17 protein-coding genes and 1 pseudogene are annotated in these 16,424 nt (G+C 33.5%); 10 read left to right on the forward strand and 8 right to left on the reverse strand.

Annotated elements, in window-relative coordinates; genetic code table 11:
- Positions 1–117 precede the first annotated feature (117 nt).
- The 4 genes from FC72_RS01890 to FC72_RS01905 form a co-directional block, all read right to left on the reverse strand.
- Complete coding sequence (locus FC72_RS01890; RefSeq protein ID WP_057764230.1) at positions 118–483, reverse strand: VOC family protein; 366 nt, start codon at positions 481–483, stop codon at positions 118–120.
- A 57-nt stretch (positions 484–540) separates the two neighbouring features.
- The gene (locus FC72_RS01895; RefSeq protein WP_057764232.1) at positions 541–729 is read right to left on the reverse strand and encodes a hypothetical protein; all 189 of its coding nucleotides are present in this window, start codon (positions 727–729) and stop codon (positions 541–543) included.
- A gap of 105 nt (positions 730–834) precedes the next feature.
- A complete protein-coding gene (locus FC72_RS01900; protein WP_057764234.1) occupies positions 835–1,113 on the reverse strand; it encodes a hypothetical protein in 279 nt (92 codons plus the stop codon).
- Positions 1,114–1,204: 91 nt separating this feature from the next.
- Complete coding sequence (locus FC72_RS01905) at positions 1,205–1,762, reverse strand: TetR/AcrR family transcriptional regulator (RefSeq protein ID WP_057764236.1); 558 nt, start codon at positions 1,760–1,762, stop codon at positions 1,205–1,207.
- Between the two features lie 183 nt (positions 1,763–1,945).
- Here FC72_RS01905 and FC72_RS01910 point away from each other — a divergent pair.
- A pseudogene (locus FC72_RS01910) lies at positions 1,946–4,270 on the forward strand (ABC transporter ATP-binding protein/permease).
- Positions 4,271–4,401: 131 nt separating this feature from the next.
- Positions 4,402–5,061, forward strand: a complete 660-nt coding sequence (locus FC72_RS01915) for an endonuclease III domain-containing protein (RefSeq protein ID WP_057764238.1) — start codon at positions 4,402–4,404, stop codon at positions 5,059–5,061.
- Here FC72_RS01915 and FC72_RS01920 read toward each other — a convergent pair.
- Positions 5,023–5,625 carry a TetR/AcrR family transcriptional regulator gene (locus tag FC72_RS01920; RefSeq protein ID WP_057764240.1) on the reverse strand — a complete coding sequence of 201 codons (603 nt, stop codon included), beginning with the start codon at positions 5,623–5,625 and terminating at the stop codon, positions 5,023–5,025. The genes FC72_RS01915 and FC72_RS01920 overlap by 39 nt on opposite strands.
- Before the next feature lie 240 nt (positions 5,626–5,865).
- Between FC72_RS01920 and FC72_RS01925 the strand changes: the two genes are divergently transcribed.
- Positions 5,866–6,774 (forward strand): ABC transporter ATP-binding protein, encoded by a 909-nt coding sequence (locus FC72_RS01925; protein WP_057764241.1) that lies wholly within the window; start codon positions 5,866–5,868, stop codon positions 6,772–6,774.
- A 5-nt stretch (positions 6,775–6,779) separates the two neighbouring features.
- Positions 6,780–8,402, forward strand: coding sequence for an ABC transporter permease (locus FC72_RS01930; RefSeq protein WP_057764243.1), 1,623 nt, complete (start codon positions 6,780–6,782; stop codon positions 8,400–8,402).
- Between the two features lie 100 nt (positions 8,403–8,502).
- On the opposite strand, the gene FC72_RS01935 is transcribed toward FC72_RS01930, so the two are convergent.
- Positions 8,503–8,970, reverse strand: coding sequence for a hypothetical protein (locus tag FC72_RS01935; RefSeq protein ID WP_057764245.1), 468 nt, complete (start codon positions 8,968–8,970; stop codon positions 8,503–8,505).
- Positions 8,971–9,112: 142 nt separating this feature from the next.
- Between FC72_RS01935 and FC72_RS01940 the strand changes: the two genes are divergently transcribed.
- Both FC72_RS01940 and FC72_RS01945 read left to right on the forward strand, forming a co-directional pair.
- Complete coding sequence (locus FC72_RS01940) at positions 9,113–10,516, forward strand: Nramp family divalent metal transporter (RefSeq protein ID WP_057764247.1); 1,404 nt, start codon at positions 9,113–9,115, stop codon at positions 10,514–10,516.
- 177 nt (positions 10,517–10,693) lie between these two features.
- Positions 10,694–11,440 carry a TerC family protein gene (locus FC72_RS01945; RefSeq protein WP_420806035.1) on the forward strand — a complete coding sequence of 249 codons (747 nt, stop codon included), beginning with the start codon at positions 10,694–10,696 and terminating at the stop codon, positions 11,438–11,440.
- A 10-nt stretch (positions 11,441–11,450) separates the two neighbouring features.
- Here the strand turns inward: FC72_RS01945 and FC72_RS01950 are convergent, their stop codons facing one another.
- Together FC72_RS01950 and FC72_RS01955 are read right to left on the reverse strand one after the other, a co-directional pair.
- On the reverse strand, positions 11,451–12,287 hold the full coding sequence (locus tag FC72_RS01950; protein ID WP_057764252.1) for a helix-turn-helix domain-containing protein: 837 nt from the start codon (positions 12,285–12,287) through the stop codon (positions 11,451–11,453).
- Positions 12,288–12,299: 12 nt separating this feature from the next.
- A complete protein-coding gene (locus FC72_RS01955; protein WP_057764253.1) occupies positions 12,300–12,662 on the reverse strand; it encodes a DUF488 domain-containing protein in 363 nt (120 codons plus the stop codon).
- A 313-nt stretch (positions 12,663–12,975) separates the two neighbouring features.
- On the opposite strand from FC72_RS01955, the gene FC72_RS01960 reads away from it, so the two are divergent.
- Genes FC72_RS01960 through FC72_RS01975 form a run of 4 tightly spaced genes read left to right on the forward strand, consistent with a single transcriptional unit; the run spans position 12,976 to position 16,395 of the window.
- A complete protein-coding gene (locus tag FC72_RS01960; RefSeq protein WP_057764255.1) occupies positions 12,976–14,178 on the forward strand; it encodes a betaine/proline/choline family ABC transporter ATP-binding protein in 1,203 nt (400 codons plus the stop codon).
- Positions 14,175–14,813 carry an ABC transporter permease gene (locus FC72_RS01965; RefSeq protein ID WP_057764256.1) on the forward strand — a complete coding sequence of 213 codons (639 nt, stop codon included), beginning with the start codon at positions 14,175–14,177 and terminating at the stop codon, positions 14,811–14,813. Before FC72_RS01960 ends, FC72_RS01965 begins: the two co-directional genes overlap by 4 nt.
- The gene (locus FC72_RS01970) at positions 14,810–15,733 is read left to right on the forward strand and encodes an osmoprotectant ABC transporter substrate-binding protein (RefSeq protein WP_057764257.1); all 924 of its coding nucleotides are present in this window, start codon (positions 14,810–14,812) and stop codon (positions 15,731–15,733) included. Before FC72_RS01965 ends, FC72_RS01970 begins: the two co-directional genes overlap by 4 nt.
- The gene (locus FC72_RS01975; RefSeq protein ID WP_057764258.1) at positions 15,733–16,395 is read left to right on the forward strand and encodes an ABC transporter permease; all 663 of its coding nucleotides are present in this window, start codon (positions 15,733–15,735) and stop codon (positions 16,393–16,395) included. Before FC72_RS01970 ends, FC72_RS01975 begins: the two co-directional genes overlap by 1 nt.
- The last annotated feature ends 29 nt before the right edge of the window (positions 16,396–16,424 follow it).

A 16,424-nucleotide genomic window follows, 5' to 3' on the forward strand; every position in this document is an offset into this window, starting at 1 on the left:
ATAACCCAATAATAGAAGTGCTTTTATTTTATTGTCTCAAAAAATAGTTGCAGTACCGAGTTGTGGCTTTTGCCACTGCTCCTTTTTTAACGCTAAAAAATAAAATTATTCCAATATTTAGTTACCTACTGCAAAATAATGTCCTTCTGGATCCGCAAAACTAAAGACTTTTTGATTCCCTTGTACTGAAACAGTACTGATATCCTTAGCATACTTAGCAACTTGTTCATGAGTTTCTTCAATATCATCAACAACAAACATCAACGAAGGCATTTCAAGAGAAACCATCGGTGAATACTTTTTAACAAATTCCGTATTGTACAAATTAATTTCAACTTGATCCAATAAAGACAATTTCAATGAAAAACTATCATCAACCATTCTAGTTTTACTGATAATTTTAGCATCTAAGGCCTTTTCAAAAAATTCACCTATCATCGCAACATCATCCACATACAACATCAATTCAAATTTTTTCAGCACGCTAATTCCTCCACAAAAAAAGATATACTCACAAAGAGTATACCTTAAAGTTTTTAATTAGCTTGTTTTATGTTTATATCCGTGATGTTTAGCCACAATATCCCAAAAATATGCAACGCAAGATACTGCTGCGGCAATGAAACTGATTATTGCTAATGGTTTAGATACGAATAACGCTATAATGCCCGCAATAATAAACAAAGCAAGTAGGATCAAATATATTCGATCTCTTTTTTCAGCTTTCATTATCATGACTTCTTTCTTTAAGTCTAAAGTAAGATTTAAGAAACACTATCCTAAATCTGAAGCCATTATCGGTCCTACTTGGGTATTATTCAAATTATTTAACCATTAATCGTAGATTCTCTCATTTACCTTTTTAACAGTTCTTCTATGATACAAATCTTGTCCTTGACCCCAGAATATAAAGCTTAATGAAATATAAACTAGCGAAACTAAAATATCTACAAAATTCAGCTGTAATCTATCAGTTGATAGTAACCAAATAACAAAAACTATTGAAATGATAGGTACAATAGCTCCTATCCAAAAGCTAGAATTATTAGCTAAGACATATTTTTCTAACAATAAGATCCCCAATGATCCCACAACAAATAAAATTTCTTGCATATGCCTTTCCCCCTACTTGATTTTTTGCGCACGAATAATATCCTAACACAATTATTTTTATCGCATAAAGGTTTAAACTCAGAAAACGTATTCAAACAAACTTATCGCACTCAGAACTATCATTTACGACTAATTTACGTAATGGTTGCAGCTCATCTGCAAAAACAATTTTAATGATAACTTGTGTCAATTCAGACGGAGTTTCCTTCATTCCATTCTTGACCCATATCTTCATAATACTTTGCATTCCAGACATCAAATAGGCAGATTGATATTGATCCAAATTTTTTCCATTTTGGTTCATTGAATTCTGCATTCTTTCAAGTATTCTAGTTTTACCTTCTACAAAAACTAAATTACTGAGCTTTTTTTTGTTATAAAATGCTGTCAGCAAGCTCTCCAATGCAGAAGTTGGTTCCACTTTTTCAGGAGTATCAACCGAATTTAAAAAATCTAATTCAATATCATCAACACAGTGATAAATATCTTCATAGTATCGATAGAATGTCGTTCTATTAACATCAGCTTTTTTGCACACTTCCGTCACCGTTATATTGTTGATAGGCTTATTTTCTAAAAGATCTAAAACCGTTTCTTGAACAACTTTCTTTGTGTAACGTGCTCGACGATTATTCTTGATTCCAACCATTTTGTCCTCCAAATATGCAACAAATTAAATTAATATGTTGCTTTAAAAACAATTTGTCTTAAATTGATGATTGCGTAATAGATATAAAATTCTTATTATATGAGACATGGTGTTGCAATAATGATATTCTAACAAAGAATTAAAATTTAAACATTACAAATTTAAAACAAAAGGATTAATAAAATGCTGGAATTAAAACATATTAAAAAATATTTCTATGTCGGCGATTCTGTAACTAAAGCTTTAGATGACGTCTCCGTGTCATTTAGATCTAAAGAATTTGTCGCGATACTAGGGCCAAGTGGCTCTGGTAAAACTACTATGCTTAATGGAATTGGTGGATTAGACATCTATGATTCAGGTGACTTGATCATTAAGGGAAAATCCACAAAGGATTTCTCTGAATCCGACTGGGACGCCTACCGTAACAATTCAGTTGGCTTCATTTTTCAAAGCTATAACATTATCGGACATTTAAGTATTCTTGATAACGTCGAAATGGGAATGACTTTAAGTGGGGTTTCCAATGGTGAAAAACGTTAAAAAGCAGTCAAAGCTTTAGAGCGTGTTGGCTTAGGACCACATATGGATAAAAAACCCAACCAACTTTCTGGTGGTCAAATGCAACGTGTAGCAATTGCACGTGCGATCGCTAATGATCCTGAAATTCTACTTTGTGATGAACCAACCGGTGCTTTAGATACTGAAACTAGTGTTCAAATTATGGAACTCATCAAAGAATTGTCAAAAGAACGCTTAGTTATCATGGTCACACATAATCCCGATTTAGCTGAGCAATATGCTAATCGTATTATTGAATTCGCTGATGGTAAGATTCAAAATGATTCAAACCCTTATACAGAAGATTTGAAAGATGATAAGTTTTCTCTAAAGAAAACCAAAATGACCTTTTGGACGGCGCTTAAACTTTCATTTACAAATATCAAGACAAAAAAGGCTCGAACATTCTTAACAGCCTTTGCCTCTAGTATTGGTATCATCAGTATTGCAATTGTTTTGGCTTTATCATCTGGATTCCAAACCCAAATTGATAAAACACAATCAAATACATTAGCTCAATTTCCGATCACTATCTCACAGGTAGCGTCAAATCAAACTGCCCCAAGTACCAAAGATAAGAAAACATCCAAATCGAACAAAGTAACGGCTAAATTAAGCGAGGCCGACAAAGCTACTCATGTTAACAAAATCAATAAAAAGTATACAGATTACGTTGATAACATCGATCCAAAATTAAGTAAAACAATCACTTATACTTATTCGACAGGAATGAATTTACTACGTGAAGTAAATGGAAAAGTTAAGACTGTCAAATTTTCAAATGCGGACAGTAAAGCTAGTTCCACTAGCTCTATGACAAGCGCTATGGCAACATCTACTGGTGTTGGCGGCTCAGTTTACCCTGGTGGTAAAAACGGCCAATCATTTTTAAAGAAACACTATAAAGTCATTTCTGGATCACTTCCAACTAACGCTAACGACATTGTTTTAATAGTAGATAAAGATAACTCTACTAATATCAATGCTCTAAAGAATCTTGGCTTTTCAGTTAAAAATGGTCAAAAAATAAACTTTGATAAACTGATTGGTACAAAAACTAAGGTAGTTTCAAATAATAATTATTATCAAAAACTACCTACTGGCAACTTCGTACCTAATAGTGCTGATTCTTCAATGTACAATAAAGATGACAATACAACTTTGAAAATATCAGGTATTTTACGTGTTAAATCAAAATCATCTGAAAATATCCTTGCTTCTGGTATTGCCTATAGTGACCAACTAACTAAAAACATTATTAAACAAAATGAAAGTTCTGATATAGTAACCGCTCAAAAATCGAGTGACAACAACGTTATAACGGGTGAAACAGTTGATTCGACTACTAAAGATGGACTAGTTAGCTACCTTGGTGGCTCTAAAACACCAGCAAGTATTATGATTTATCCAAGTACTTTCAAGAACAAAGATAAAGTATTGAATTACCTAGATAAGTACAATAAAGGTAAGAGTAAATCAGATAAAATCATCTATACTGATTTAGCTGGTTCTGTTTCTAATTTAACTGGTGGACTAATGGACGCTATAACGTACGTCTTGATTGCCTTTGCCGGAATTTCATTAGTTACAAGTATGATTATGATTTCAATCATTACCTATACTTCCGTTCTTGAACGTACTAAAGAAATTGGTATTCTAAAAGCCTTAGGTGCTAGAAAGAAAGATATTACTCGCGTCTTTGATGCTGAAACTACTATTCTCGGTGTAGCTTCTGGTGTTCTTGGTGTAGTAATTGCTTGGTTAGCAACTTTCCCAATAAATGCTGTACTTAAGAGCATGACCGATTTGAGCAATGTGGCTCAATTAAATCCAATGCACGCATTGATTTTAATAATAGTAAGTACAATACTTACAGTCCTTGGTGGACATATTCCAGCTCGTATGGCTGCTAAAAAAGATGCTGCAACAGCACTTAGATCAGAATAATAGCTATAAAAAAGAAGGCCGTGACATGCGTCACAGCCTTCTTTTGCATTTCCAAGTTTTTATAGCCTAACGTGTAACAAAAGACATTTTTTAAATTTTATACGATAATAGAAATATCTTGGAGGGATATTTTGAAAAAAGAAATAACTGTTAGAGAATTATTTGAATTACTAAGTAAAAAGCTTGGACGACAAAATTGGTGGCCAACTAAAAGTACTGAAGAAATGCTAGTGGGTATGGTTTTGATTCAAAATACTAATTGGAAAAATGTAGATCGTTCACTAGAAAATCTACGTAAAGCAACAAATTTCAACTTGAACAAATTACTTAGTCTGCCTCTAGATCAACTAAGAGAATTAATTCAGCCAAGTGGATTTTTCAATAATAAATCAATATATCTACAATCATTATTAACAGCCTATCGCGACAATTTTGATGAATGGGAAAAATTATCTACTAAGCTTTTGCGTAAGAAATTATTATCCCTAAAAGGAATTGGCAATGAAACTGCCGATGTCTTACTACTATATTACTTCCACCGCTCAACTTTTGTAGCTGACAATTACTGTATGAAACTTTTTAAAACTCTAAATGCCTTCGATAAGAAACCAACTTATATGCAATTAAAGAATTTAGTAGAATCAGATTTCAACTATACTCCAGATGAAGCTGGAGAATTTCACGCTTTGATTGATGAATTCGGAAAATTAAAAAGTAACTTTTTTGAAGATTACCAACTTATTTTACCTAAATCACTTACCCATAATTCCATAAAAGAACACGTGGGCTAACCCATTGGAATATTTTTTTGTGACTAAATTTTTAGTCTTTCTTGAAGTAGCCGGGCTCATGAAATAAGTCAAGATCATATCAACATACATCAAAATGACTTCATCTTTAATATCATCGGATATATCCCCTTCTGCTCGACCTTGCTTTAAAATATTTTTCCAAAAATTCTCTTTCCCATCATCATAGGCTTTCATAACTCGATCATCCCCATTTGATCCCTGGAATTCATCGATCATAAAACTCATAAAATCAGCATTAATATGTTCCACTTCACTGCTTCCAAAATTCAAAATACTCTCAATTTTTTCCTTGAAACTCAAATCTGATTCTTCCAATCTCTGATTATAACCAGCATAACCATCAACAATCATTTTAATCATCACTTCCCTAGCTAATTCGATTTTACTGGGAAAATACTTATATAAAGTTACCTGCGATGAATTTGCCTCCTTTGCTATTTCTGCAATGGAGGTATTTTTGTAACCATTAGTACTAAAAGCCAAACTTGCGGCATTTAATATGTCTAATTTCTTCTTCTCTTTACGTTTTATATTATTTGCCATATCTTTCTCCTAAAATTATTTTTTCACCATATTTCACTTTCTTTATTGTCAAATCAATATAGTTATATTTAGTCGATCAGATAGTTCACTTTGCCCACTTTTTATGGTTGACACTACCCTTTCGCACAACTAATATACTCTTTGATAAATGAACTATTCAAGGGAAATATTTCATTTTATTAGTAAAAATTCAAGTTTAATGCTTATAAAACTTAATTTGATATAAAGGGGATCATAACGATGACACAAGAAAAAAATGCGATCTTACATATTGATCATCTACAAAAAAGATTTGGTAAGTTTCAGGCCTTAAAAAACGTCACCTTTGATGTTTATCCAGGTGAAGTGTTCGGATTCATTGGCCCTAACGGAGCTGGTAAATCAACTACCATAAGAACCTTGCTTGGAATATTACGAGCATCCGGTGGTACTGCCACTCTTTTTGGAAAAGATGTTTATAAAGATTCAGTATCAATTCATAAAAAATTGGCTTATGTACCTGGGGATGTCTACCTGTGGCCTAATTTAACTGGTGGAGAAATAATCGACTTATTTTTAAAATTAGGAAATACTAAACACTCCGCCAGGACAGACGAAATGATCAAGCGATTTCAATTAGATACTACTAAAAAAGCAAGAACCTATTCTAAAGGTAATCGTCAAAAAGTTGCCTTGGTGGCAGCATTTTCGACTGATGCCGACTTCTATATCTTTGACGAACCTACTTCAGGTTTAGATCCTTTGAATGAAGAAATATTTCAAAAATCAGTTCTAGAATTAAAAGAGGCTGGAAAAGCTGTCCTATTATCAAGCCATATTTTATCTGAAGTAGAAAAGATGTGTGATCGAATTGGTATTATCCGTGACGGCGTGATAGTTGAAACTGGTTCTTTATCTGATATGCGTCATTTAACTAGAACAGTTATTCAATATCAAACGATCAATCCAACAACTGAACTAAAAGATTTTAAAGGTGTCCATAATGTAACTTTGGAAACTGATGGACTTACAACTTTTTCAGTAGATTCTGACCAAATTAGTCCCGTCATGGATTACCTATCAAGTAAGAAAATTGTTTCACTTCAATCAACCCCTCCAACTTTGGAAGATTTATTCATGAGATATTACAACTCAGATGAAGGGAGATAAGTATCATGGAAAATCGTAACTATCATCGAACATTGTTTTTAACTCGTTTTAGTTTAAAACGTGACTGGTTTAAGTTAACCACTTGGTCAGTATTATTAGTTGTATTATTTGCATCTATTGCTGCAAAGTTCACTTCCATTTATGACACACAGGCTTCAATTGATGAGATAGTTAAAACACTAAAATCTCCCTCAATGATTTCTCTATTTGGTAAATTGCCTGGAAGTGGTCCTTACACTACAGCTGACGTTTTTGCTGGCGAAATGACCGTCTTCATGGCAATCATGGCAGCAATTATGAATTTTTCAATTATTATTAAAAATACTCGTGGAGATGAAGACTCCGGATTACTAGAAATAGTTCAGTCTCACTCAGTTGGTAAGTTGTCTAACCTATCTTCATCTTTAATTGAATTACTAATAATAAATACAATTATTGGATTTCTATACAGTATTGGTTTACAAATAGCTGATTTACCAGGTACCGATCTTAATGGTAATTTCCTTCTAGGATTAGGACTTGGCGCAGCCGGATTCATGTATGCAACTATTGCTGCTTTCTTCTCACAATTAGTTGATAATTCTCGTTCAGCCATTATTTTGTCTTATATTGTTTTAGGTGTAATGTACATTGCTAGAATGACTACCGATGTATCTCACCCAAAAGCAACTTGGTTTATTCCTTTCGGTTGGGTAGAAAAATTCTCTACCTATCAAGATAATAATTGGTTACCAGTATTTTTGATGTTGACACTATCATTAATTCTTTCAATAGCATCACTATGGATAAACAATCATCGTGATATTGGTTCAGGAATTATTGCAACTAAACCTGGTCGTGCTAATGCCTCTGTCTTTTTAAGAGGACCCCTTAGCCTATTTTGGAGACTTCACAGAACTTCCATCATTGTTTGGGTTATCGGTTTATTGATTTTAGGATTTACTTATGGTTCTATTTTCAATACTATCGGTGATATTCTAAAAACAAATCCAGCTATGAAACAATTAGTTGGTGCTTCAGAGATCAATAAAGCAAATGTCATGATAATCAAACAATTCGTGGCTCTTCTTATGATCGTCTTTGGAGTCTTAGCTTTATTCCCTGGCATGCAGATAATAAATTATCTTAAATCCGGTGAAAACAAAGGCTACTTAGAGTTGATACATTCAAAACCAGTAAGTCGTAATTACTTATTTACAAGTGTTCTAATTCTTGGCGCATTAACAAGTATAGTTGCATTATTTGCCGGAATGTGGGGCTTACAATTGGGTGGAGCTTCTGTTATGAAGCACCCTATTGAATTATCAGTATTCTTAAAGGGATTCTATGCTTATATTCCTCCAGTATTGATAATGCTTGCGATTACTGCTTTTATAGTTGGTTGGTTGCCAAAGATCACATCAGTTAGCTATTTATATGCTGGATTTGCATTATTTGTAGAATACTTTGGTAAATTGATAGACTTACCAAAATGGGTTTCTAAGTTAACTCCATTTGGATATATAACAAAAGTACCCGTCCATAAAATGGATATTGAAACTTTTTGGTGGCAATTAGCGATTGCTGCAATATTAATTATCTTAGGTTATATTGGATATCATATTCGTGACTTGAATAGTTCTAACTAGCCTATAGAAAAAAATAAATAGCCTCTAACGATTCAGAATCGAATCGTTGGAGGCTATTTGCGTTAATGCTCAAAAGCTAATCATGTTTTACTGCGCTCTTTTAGATTTGGCCTATTTCCATTTGTACGCCACTATTCAGTTTGTCGCTTAAATAATTTTCAATATCTTTGTATGATTTATTAAAACTCATCTGAATTTGCTGAGGGCGGTTAGTATTAAAAACAACCGCAACCTTAGGTTTTCTACCAGTAATTTCTATTGGTATAAGGGTAACATGAATTATACGTGAATAATCAAGGACACCGGAATAAAAGCCATTCAAAATAATCTTATTATTACCAATGCCTCCGACTCCGTTCATTATGGTCAAGGTCAAAAATTCTGCGACCATAACAATATAGGCTAATTGATTCACTGGTGAAAATAGCAACCAAGCACCCATTACAACCGCAAAAATCAACGTCGAAACTTTGTATATCGAACGAATCTCAATTTGTGATTGCCAATAAATGTTATATACGGCACTCAAGAAGAACATTACATCAATAACTATTATTATTACATTCATGATTTTCATCCCCTTTCTAATAATTGAAAATGACTATCATGTTTAATACAAATCATTCGATACCTCTGTTTTTATAACTATTTTTGTTATTGTTAAGCCAACCTAATTTTATTTTTTATTTTGTTTAAAATCTTATAAGACCATGTTATTATGTTTAAAGATTAATAAGGAGGTAGTAGGCTTGAAAGACAATGAGAAAAAACGTGAGAGCCTGATTCACTACGCAAATGGTCCTTCACTTGAAGAAATCAACGATACTGTTGAAGTACCTGATAATGCTGGCTTTTTTAAAACATTACTTGCCTATAGCGGCCCTGGAGCCTTGGTTGCTGTTGGTTATATGGATCCAGGTAACTGGGTCACATCTATCGCTGGTGGAGCGCAATTCAAATATAAACTGTTAACAGTTATTTTGATATCCAGTTTGATTGCTATGTTATTACAATACATGGCAGCAAAGCTAGGAATTGTAACCGGTCGAGATTTAGCACAATTAACCAGAGATAACACTAGTAAGGGTGTTGGTTTTATATTATGGATAGTCACCGAATTAGCAATTATGGCAACTGATATTGCTGAAATTATAGGTTCGGCTATCGCCTTAAAATTATTATTTAATATTCCGATTCTTTGGGGTGTTTTGATCACCGCATTTGACGTTTTATTACTATTAGTTCTAATGAAACTTGGCTTCAGAAAGATCGAAGCAATTGTTGCCGCATTAATTATGGTAATTTTAGCGGTATTCATGTACGAAGTAATCTTAGCAAAACCTAATATGGGTCAAATGGTCGTAGGCTTTGTACCAGATCCAGTTATCTTACAAAACCAAAGCATGCTTTATATTTCTTTAGGTATTGTTGGTGCAACGGTTATGCCACATAATCTTTACTTGCATTCTTCAATTTCTCAAGCAAGAAAATATGATCGTAATGACTACAACAGTGTTAAAAAAGCTGTTCGTTTCTCTACTTGGGATTCAAATATTCAATTAACATTAGCTTTTGTTGTTAATACTTTATTATTACTTTTAGGTGCCGCACTTTTCTATGGAACTAAGAGTGATTTGGGTCGTTTTGTAGACTTATACAACGCTTTACAAGATCCAAAAATTGCTGGGGCAGTTGCTAGTCCTATCTTAAGTATTCTTTTCGCCGTTGCATTACTAGCATCTGGTCAAAACTCAACTATTACTGGTACCCTATCTGGTCAAATAGTAATGGAAGGTTTTGTCCACATGAAGATGAAATTGTGGGCTAGACGTGTTATCACACGTTTGCTTTCAATCATCCCTGTTATTGCATTCGCTGTTATTTATCGTGGTAACGAGGCAAAGATCGAATCACTTTTGACTTTCTCTCAAGTATTCTTGAGTGTGGCTTTACCATTCTCAATTTTCCCACTGATAAAATACTCAAGTAGTAAAAAGATGATGGGTAAATTTGCCAACAACAATACTGTTAAATGGATCGGTTATTTAATCGCCGTTATTCTTACAATATTGAATATCTGGTTGATCTACACAACATTCGTACCTACTGTTTAAAAAGCTGCCAAATGGCAGCTTTTTTTATTTACAGTATAATTTCTTGAACATATCTAGTAGAATGAAAAATAAAGGGAGTTATTGAAGCTATACATTTAGGGGAAATTTGTGTATTATATATCTTCAATGACAAAAACATAAAGTGAGGAAATGTTCTGATTGAATGCAATTATTAATATGTACGCACCATTCTTTGACTTAAATAACTGGGCAACGGTTATTGAATCAGGTGAAGATTGGCTAATTATCTTCTCGTTGGTAATCATGGAGTGTATCCTATCAGTGGATAACGCAGTGGTATTAGCTGCTCAAACTCAATCTTTACCTGACAAAAAAGACCAAGAAAAATCTCTTTTCTACGGTTTGATCGGTGCTTATATTTTTAGATTCTTAGTAATTGGTATTGGTGTTTACCTAATTAATTTCTGGGCTATCAAAGCCTTTGGTGCTCTATATTTATTCTACTTGTTTGTAAAACACTTTTTCTTAGATAAAAACAAGAAGCAAACTGAGGCTCCTAAAAAGAAAGTTCAACATACAGGTTGGAAAAAACATCTTCACATTTCTAAATTCTGGCAAGTTGTTATATCAATTGAGTTGATGGATATTGTATTCTCAATTGATTCAGTTCTTGCTTCTCTGGCTGTTTCACATAACCCGGTTATCGTATTGATTGGTGGTATGATCGGTATTCTGGCTATGAGAGGTATCGCTGAAATAATTATGGGACTTATGGGTAAAATACCAGAACTTCAAGGTATGGCTTATGTATTGATTCTCTTTATCGCTATTAAGTTATTCTTATCCATCCCAATGATCGACATCCATATTCCAAATATGGTCTTCGTCATCTTCTTAGCTGGAGCAATAATAGTAACTTTGATTATTCATTATATTAATAACAACAAGAAGCAAAAAAACTAGGACAGCTGTCCTAGTTTTTTTTATTTCTAAATCTTGATGGTGCAAAACCGGTATATTTTTTAAAAGTCTGACTGAAGTAACTCATTCTTCGAAAACCTAATCGTTTTGAAACCTCATTAATACTTAAATCAGTTTCTTTCAATAGCAACATTGCCTGTTGAATTTTTCTAGCATTCAAATAAACGGAAAAGCTCAACTTTGTTTCCTTTTTAAAAAGTTTACTAAAATAAAAATCTGACAAATAAACGCTTTTAGCTACTTGATCAAGCGTCAATCTTTTATCTAAATTATTATCAATAAATTCAATTGCTGAAATAATTGCTTCATTAGATGTAGATAAATTACTAAGTTGTTGTAATGCTGTGGCTTCGTTCTCGTCTAAACCATCAATAATATCTTCCACTTTAAGCTGATATTTAATTATAAATTTATCGACTCCAGTATTCTCGATCATTAATTGGGCTATATTCTCAATCATATTCTTTAAAAACATACTGTGTAACTTTAATTCTTTATAGATTGAAACATTGTCTTTGCTATTTCCACCAACGGGAAAAATTGTAGCTACTTTGCCGACTATTTGATCTACTTCACTGATCATAATCGATCTATCAGCGTACTCTATGTGGTAAAGAAGTTTGTGGCTTTGAATATTGGATAGATTAAATTTCTCATTTAATAGTGGTAAGAATTCATTCCCACTAGTATCACCAACAGTTTTCACAACTAAGGAATTATTATCTAAGACACAAATAACTATATTATTGGATATTGCATAGCTTTGCAGCAATCGAATTAGCATCTTTTCGTTACTCGAGAGTAAGGCGTTCAGATCAAATTCTTCCATAATATCCACCGACTATTTTATTTTCGTTTTTAAAAATTGTATTAATACCTTTGCATTATTATTTTCTTGGTCCTTGGCACTGTATAAAATCAATACATCTTGATCTTTAAGTGCAGACTTGACCTCTTCGATGAATTTATCAGTATTCTCGTTATTTTTTAACTCTTCCAAATACTTTTCTTTAAACTCATCAAATTTTTCTGGATCATGTCCAAACCATTTTCTTAGTTCAGTAGTAGGCGCAATTTCTTTTGCCCAAATATCTAAGTTAGCTCTAACTTTTGACATACCCCTAGGCCATACACGATCGATCAAGATCCTATATCCTTCAGGTAAATCTTTATCATATATACGTTTAACAATTAAATTATGCATAATAATTTTGAGCCTCTTTTGATTTTATACTTGATAATTATATCATAGTATATATTGATATTTTTCGTATAAGAGCCCTTTCTGAAAATAAATGGAAGGGCTTTTATTTTTTGTTTAATATTAGTGAACAAATCCTTATTTTAGGGTGTCCGAATGAACATTTAAATTTAACTAAAATTTGTCCATACCGGGCGTTCCCTTATCATATATACGTTTAGCGTACTTCAGCGTTTTTTTTAGGACGCAAGCCTTTTGAATTAATGTTCCTATAATTGTATCATAGCAGATGTTGTTAAATTTTATAGGAGGTTTTATGTCTACTGCTAAAGAAATAGTTTCATTTAGAAATGTAGCAAAGAAATACCGTGGCGGTTCCGTTGGTGTTGAAAACATCAATGTAACCATCAAAGAGGGAGAATTTGTTTGTTTTATTGGAACTTCTGGTTCTGGTAAAACTACCACCATGCGAATGATAAATCGAATGATTGATCCTAGCAAGGGAAAGATCACATTCAAGGGACACAATATCAGACATTACGATCCAGTTAGATTAAGACGTACTATCGGATACGTAATTCAAAACAACGGATTAATGCCCCATATGACTATTCAAGAAAATATCACGCTGGTTCCTAAACTTCTCAAATGGCCACAAGAAAAAATGGATAAAAAAGCTCATGAGTTGATCAAGTTAGCTGATTTACCAGAAAGTTACTTAGATCGTTATCCAGCTGAATTATCTGGTGGACAACAACAAAGAATCGGTGTCGTCCGTGCACTTGCTGCTGACCAGGATTTAATTTTAATGGATGAACCTTTTGGTGCGCTAGATCCGATCACTCGTGATGACTTGCAGGAATTAATCAAACATCTTCAGGAAGAACTTGGTAAGACGATTGTCTTCGTTACCCATGATATGGATGAGGCTTTAAAACTAGCCACCCATATTGTAATAATGGATAGCGGTCATGTAATTCAAGATGATACGCCGGATAATATCCTGCAACACCCAGCAAACGACTTTGTCAAAGATTTATTGGGTGAAGAAAGACTATTGCAAGCTCAACAAAATACGCTCTCAGTAAGTGATATCATGTCGACTAACCCCGCTAAAATCACTTTAGGTAAATCCTTAGCTGAAGCTATTAGAACAATGAGTTTGCGTCACGTTGACTATCTTTTAGTAACTGACGACGATAATAAGCTAAAAGGTTATATTGATCTAGAAACAATCAATGAAAGATATTCAAAAGATGCTAGTGTAAGTGACATCTATAATTGTACAAGAATGAAATTCAGAAAAGATTCATACTTACGAGACACTAGTGAAAAAATCCTTAAACAAGGTTATAAATATGTTCCTATCGTTGACAAAGATAATTATTTGATTGGAACTGTTACAAGAGCATCACTAGTAAATATTATTTACGATGCTATTTGGGGTAAAGAAGAGCTAGATAACCCTGATGAAATCAAGCTTCCCGCTTCAATTGCTAAGGGAAGTGATAAATCGTGATTAACTTTCTCAACCAACATGGTTCTGAACTAATCATCAAAACTTGGGAGCAAATTTATATTTCAGCTCTAGCCCTGTTCTTAGGAATATTAGTTGCTGTACCACTTGGAATCATTTTGACCAGATATGAAAAAACGGCCAAATACGTTATGTCGATTTCAAGTATGCTACAAACTATTCCTTCACTAGCGCTACTTACCCTAATGATCCCGATCTTTGGTATCGGTAAGTTACCTTCTATCGTAGCGTTATTTATTTATTCATTACTACCTATTTTACGTAATACATATATTGGAATGAATAAGGTCAATAAAAACCTTATTGATGCTGCTAAGGGATTAGGGATGACTACCGCTCAGTCAATTTTTAAAGTTGAAATACCAATGGCGATGCCTATCATCATGGCCGGAGTCAGACTTTCAGCTGTTTATGTTATCTCATGGTCAACTTTAGCTTCTTATATTGGAGCTGGTGGACTTGGTGATTTCATTTTCAATGGATTAAACCTTTACAATCCTGCTTTAATTATTGGTGGTACCATCCCCGTGTCCATTTTGGCAATTTTAACCGACTATCTCTTAGGAAAATTTGAGAAAAAGGTCACTCCTGTTACGAAAAGCGGGGTGAAAAAGTGAAATTCCTCAAAAAGATTTTTACCATTATTTCACTCTTAACCTTACTAACAGTTTCAGGTTGTGGATGGCCTGGACTTGGTGATTCTTCAAAAGACACTATTAAAGTCGCAAGTTTATCTACTACTGAATCAATGATCGTTTCAGAAATAATCATGCAATTGATTTCTCATGAAACGCATTATAAAACAGCTTTAGTTAATAACCTTGGTTCCGGACAACTGATCCATGAGGCTTTAATGCGCGGTGATGCTGACATTGCTGCTGAGAACTTTACTGGTAATGAATTGATCACTACATTAAATCATCCAGCAATCAAAAATCGTAAAAAAGCTAATCGAGTAGTTACAAAACTATATAAGAAGCAATTTGATGAAACTTGGTTCCCAACTTATGGATTTTCGAATACATATAACATGTTGGTAACTCAAAAAACCGCTAAGAAGTATCATTTGAACAAAATCAGCGATATGAAAAAAATCGCCTCAAAAACAAATATTGGTGCTGATAACATTTGGATAAATCGTCCTGATGATGGCTATCCTGCTTTCGCACAAGCTTATGGTTTTGAATTTAAACGTGTTTATCCAATGCAAATCGGACTAGTTTATTCCGCTGTAGCTGCCGGTAAAATGGACGCTGTTCTAGGATATTCCACTGATGGTCGTATTAAGAGTTATAACTTAAAAATACTTCCAGACGATAAGAAATTCTTCCCACCATATGATGTAAGTATGGTTGTTAATAATCAGATCTTAAGAAATCATCCAAAACTTAAACCACTACTTCATCGTTTAGATGGAAATATCTCATTATCTCAAATGCAAAGCATGAACTATGAAGTTGATAACAACTTACGAGAACCTTCTGAAGTTGCACATCAATTCTTAGTTAAAAATAATTACTTCAGAGGTGATAAATAATGGCTGATCAGCCGTTGTGGAATCAATTGATTTTTTATTTCACACATAATGGACTTTATATCTTGCAACAATTCGGTCGCCACTTTTTAATTTCGTTCTACGGAGTTTTATTAGCTGCCGTTATTGGAATTCCTCTAGGAATTTATATTGCTAACCATTATCGATTAGGTGACTTTATTATCAGTGTCGCTAATGTTATTCAAACTATTCCATCCCTAGCCATGTTATCAATTGTCATGCTGGTGTTAGGATTAGGTGCAAACACTGTAATTGTCACAATTTTCTTATATTCAATTCTACCTATTTTAAAAAATACCTATACTGGTATGAAAAATGTCGACCCAAATATTATCGATTCTGCCAAAGGTATGGGTATGACAGGATTACAGTTGCTATATATGGTAAAACTTCCACTAGCAATGTCTGTCATTATGTCAGGTATTAGAACTGCTATGGTCGTTGCTATCGGAAATACAGCTATCGGTGCCTTCGTTGGTGCTGGTGGACTTGGTGATATGATAATTCGTGGAACAAATGCTACTGATGGAGCCCCACTTATTTTAGCTGGTGCTTTACCAACTGCATTAATGGCCGTTATTACTGACCTAGTAATCGGCTCACTTCAAAAATATTTCGAACCAAATAACCTCCATAAAAAATAATATTTAGCACTCCCAACTTTAGAGTGCTA

Origin of the sequence: Companilactobacillus tucceti DSM 20183 (assembly GCF_001434665.1) — a bacterium.
Classification (GTDB): domain Bacteria; phylum Bacillota; class Bacilli; order Lactobacillales; family Lactobacillaceae; genus Companilactobacillus; species Companilactobacillus tucceti.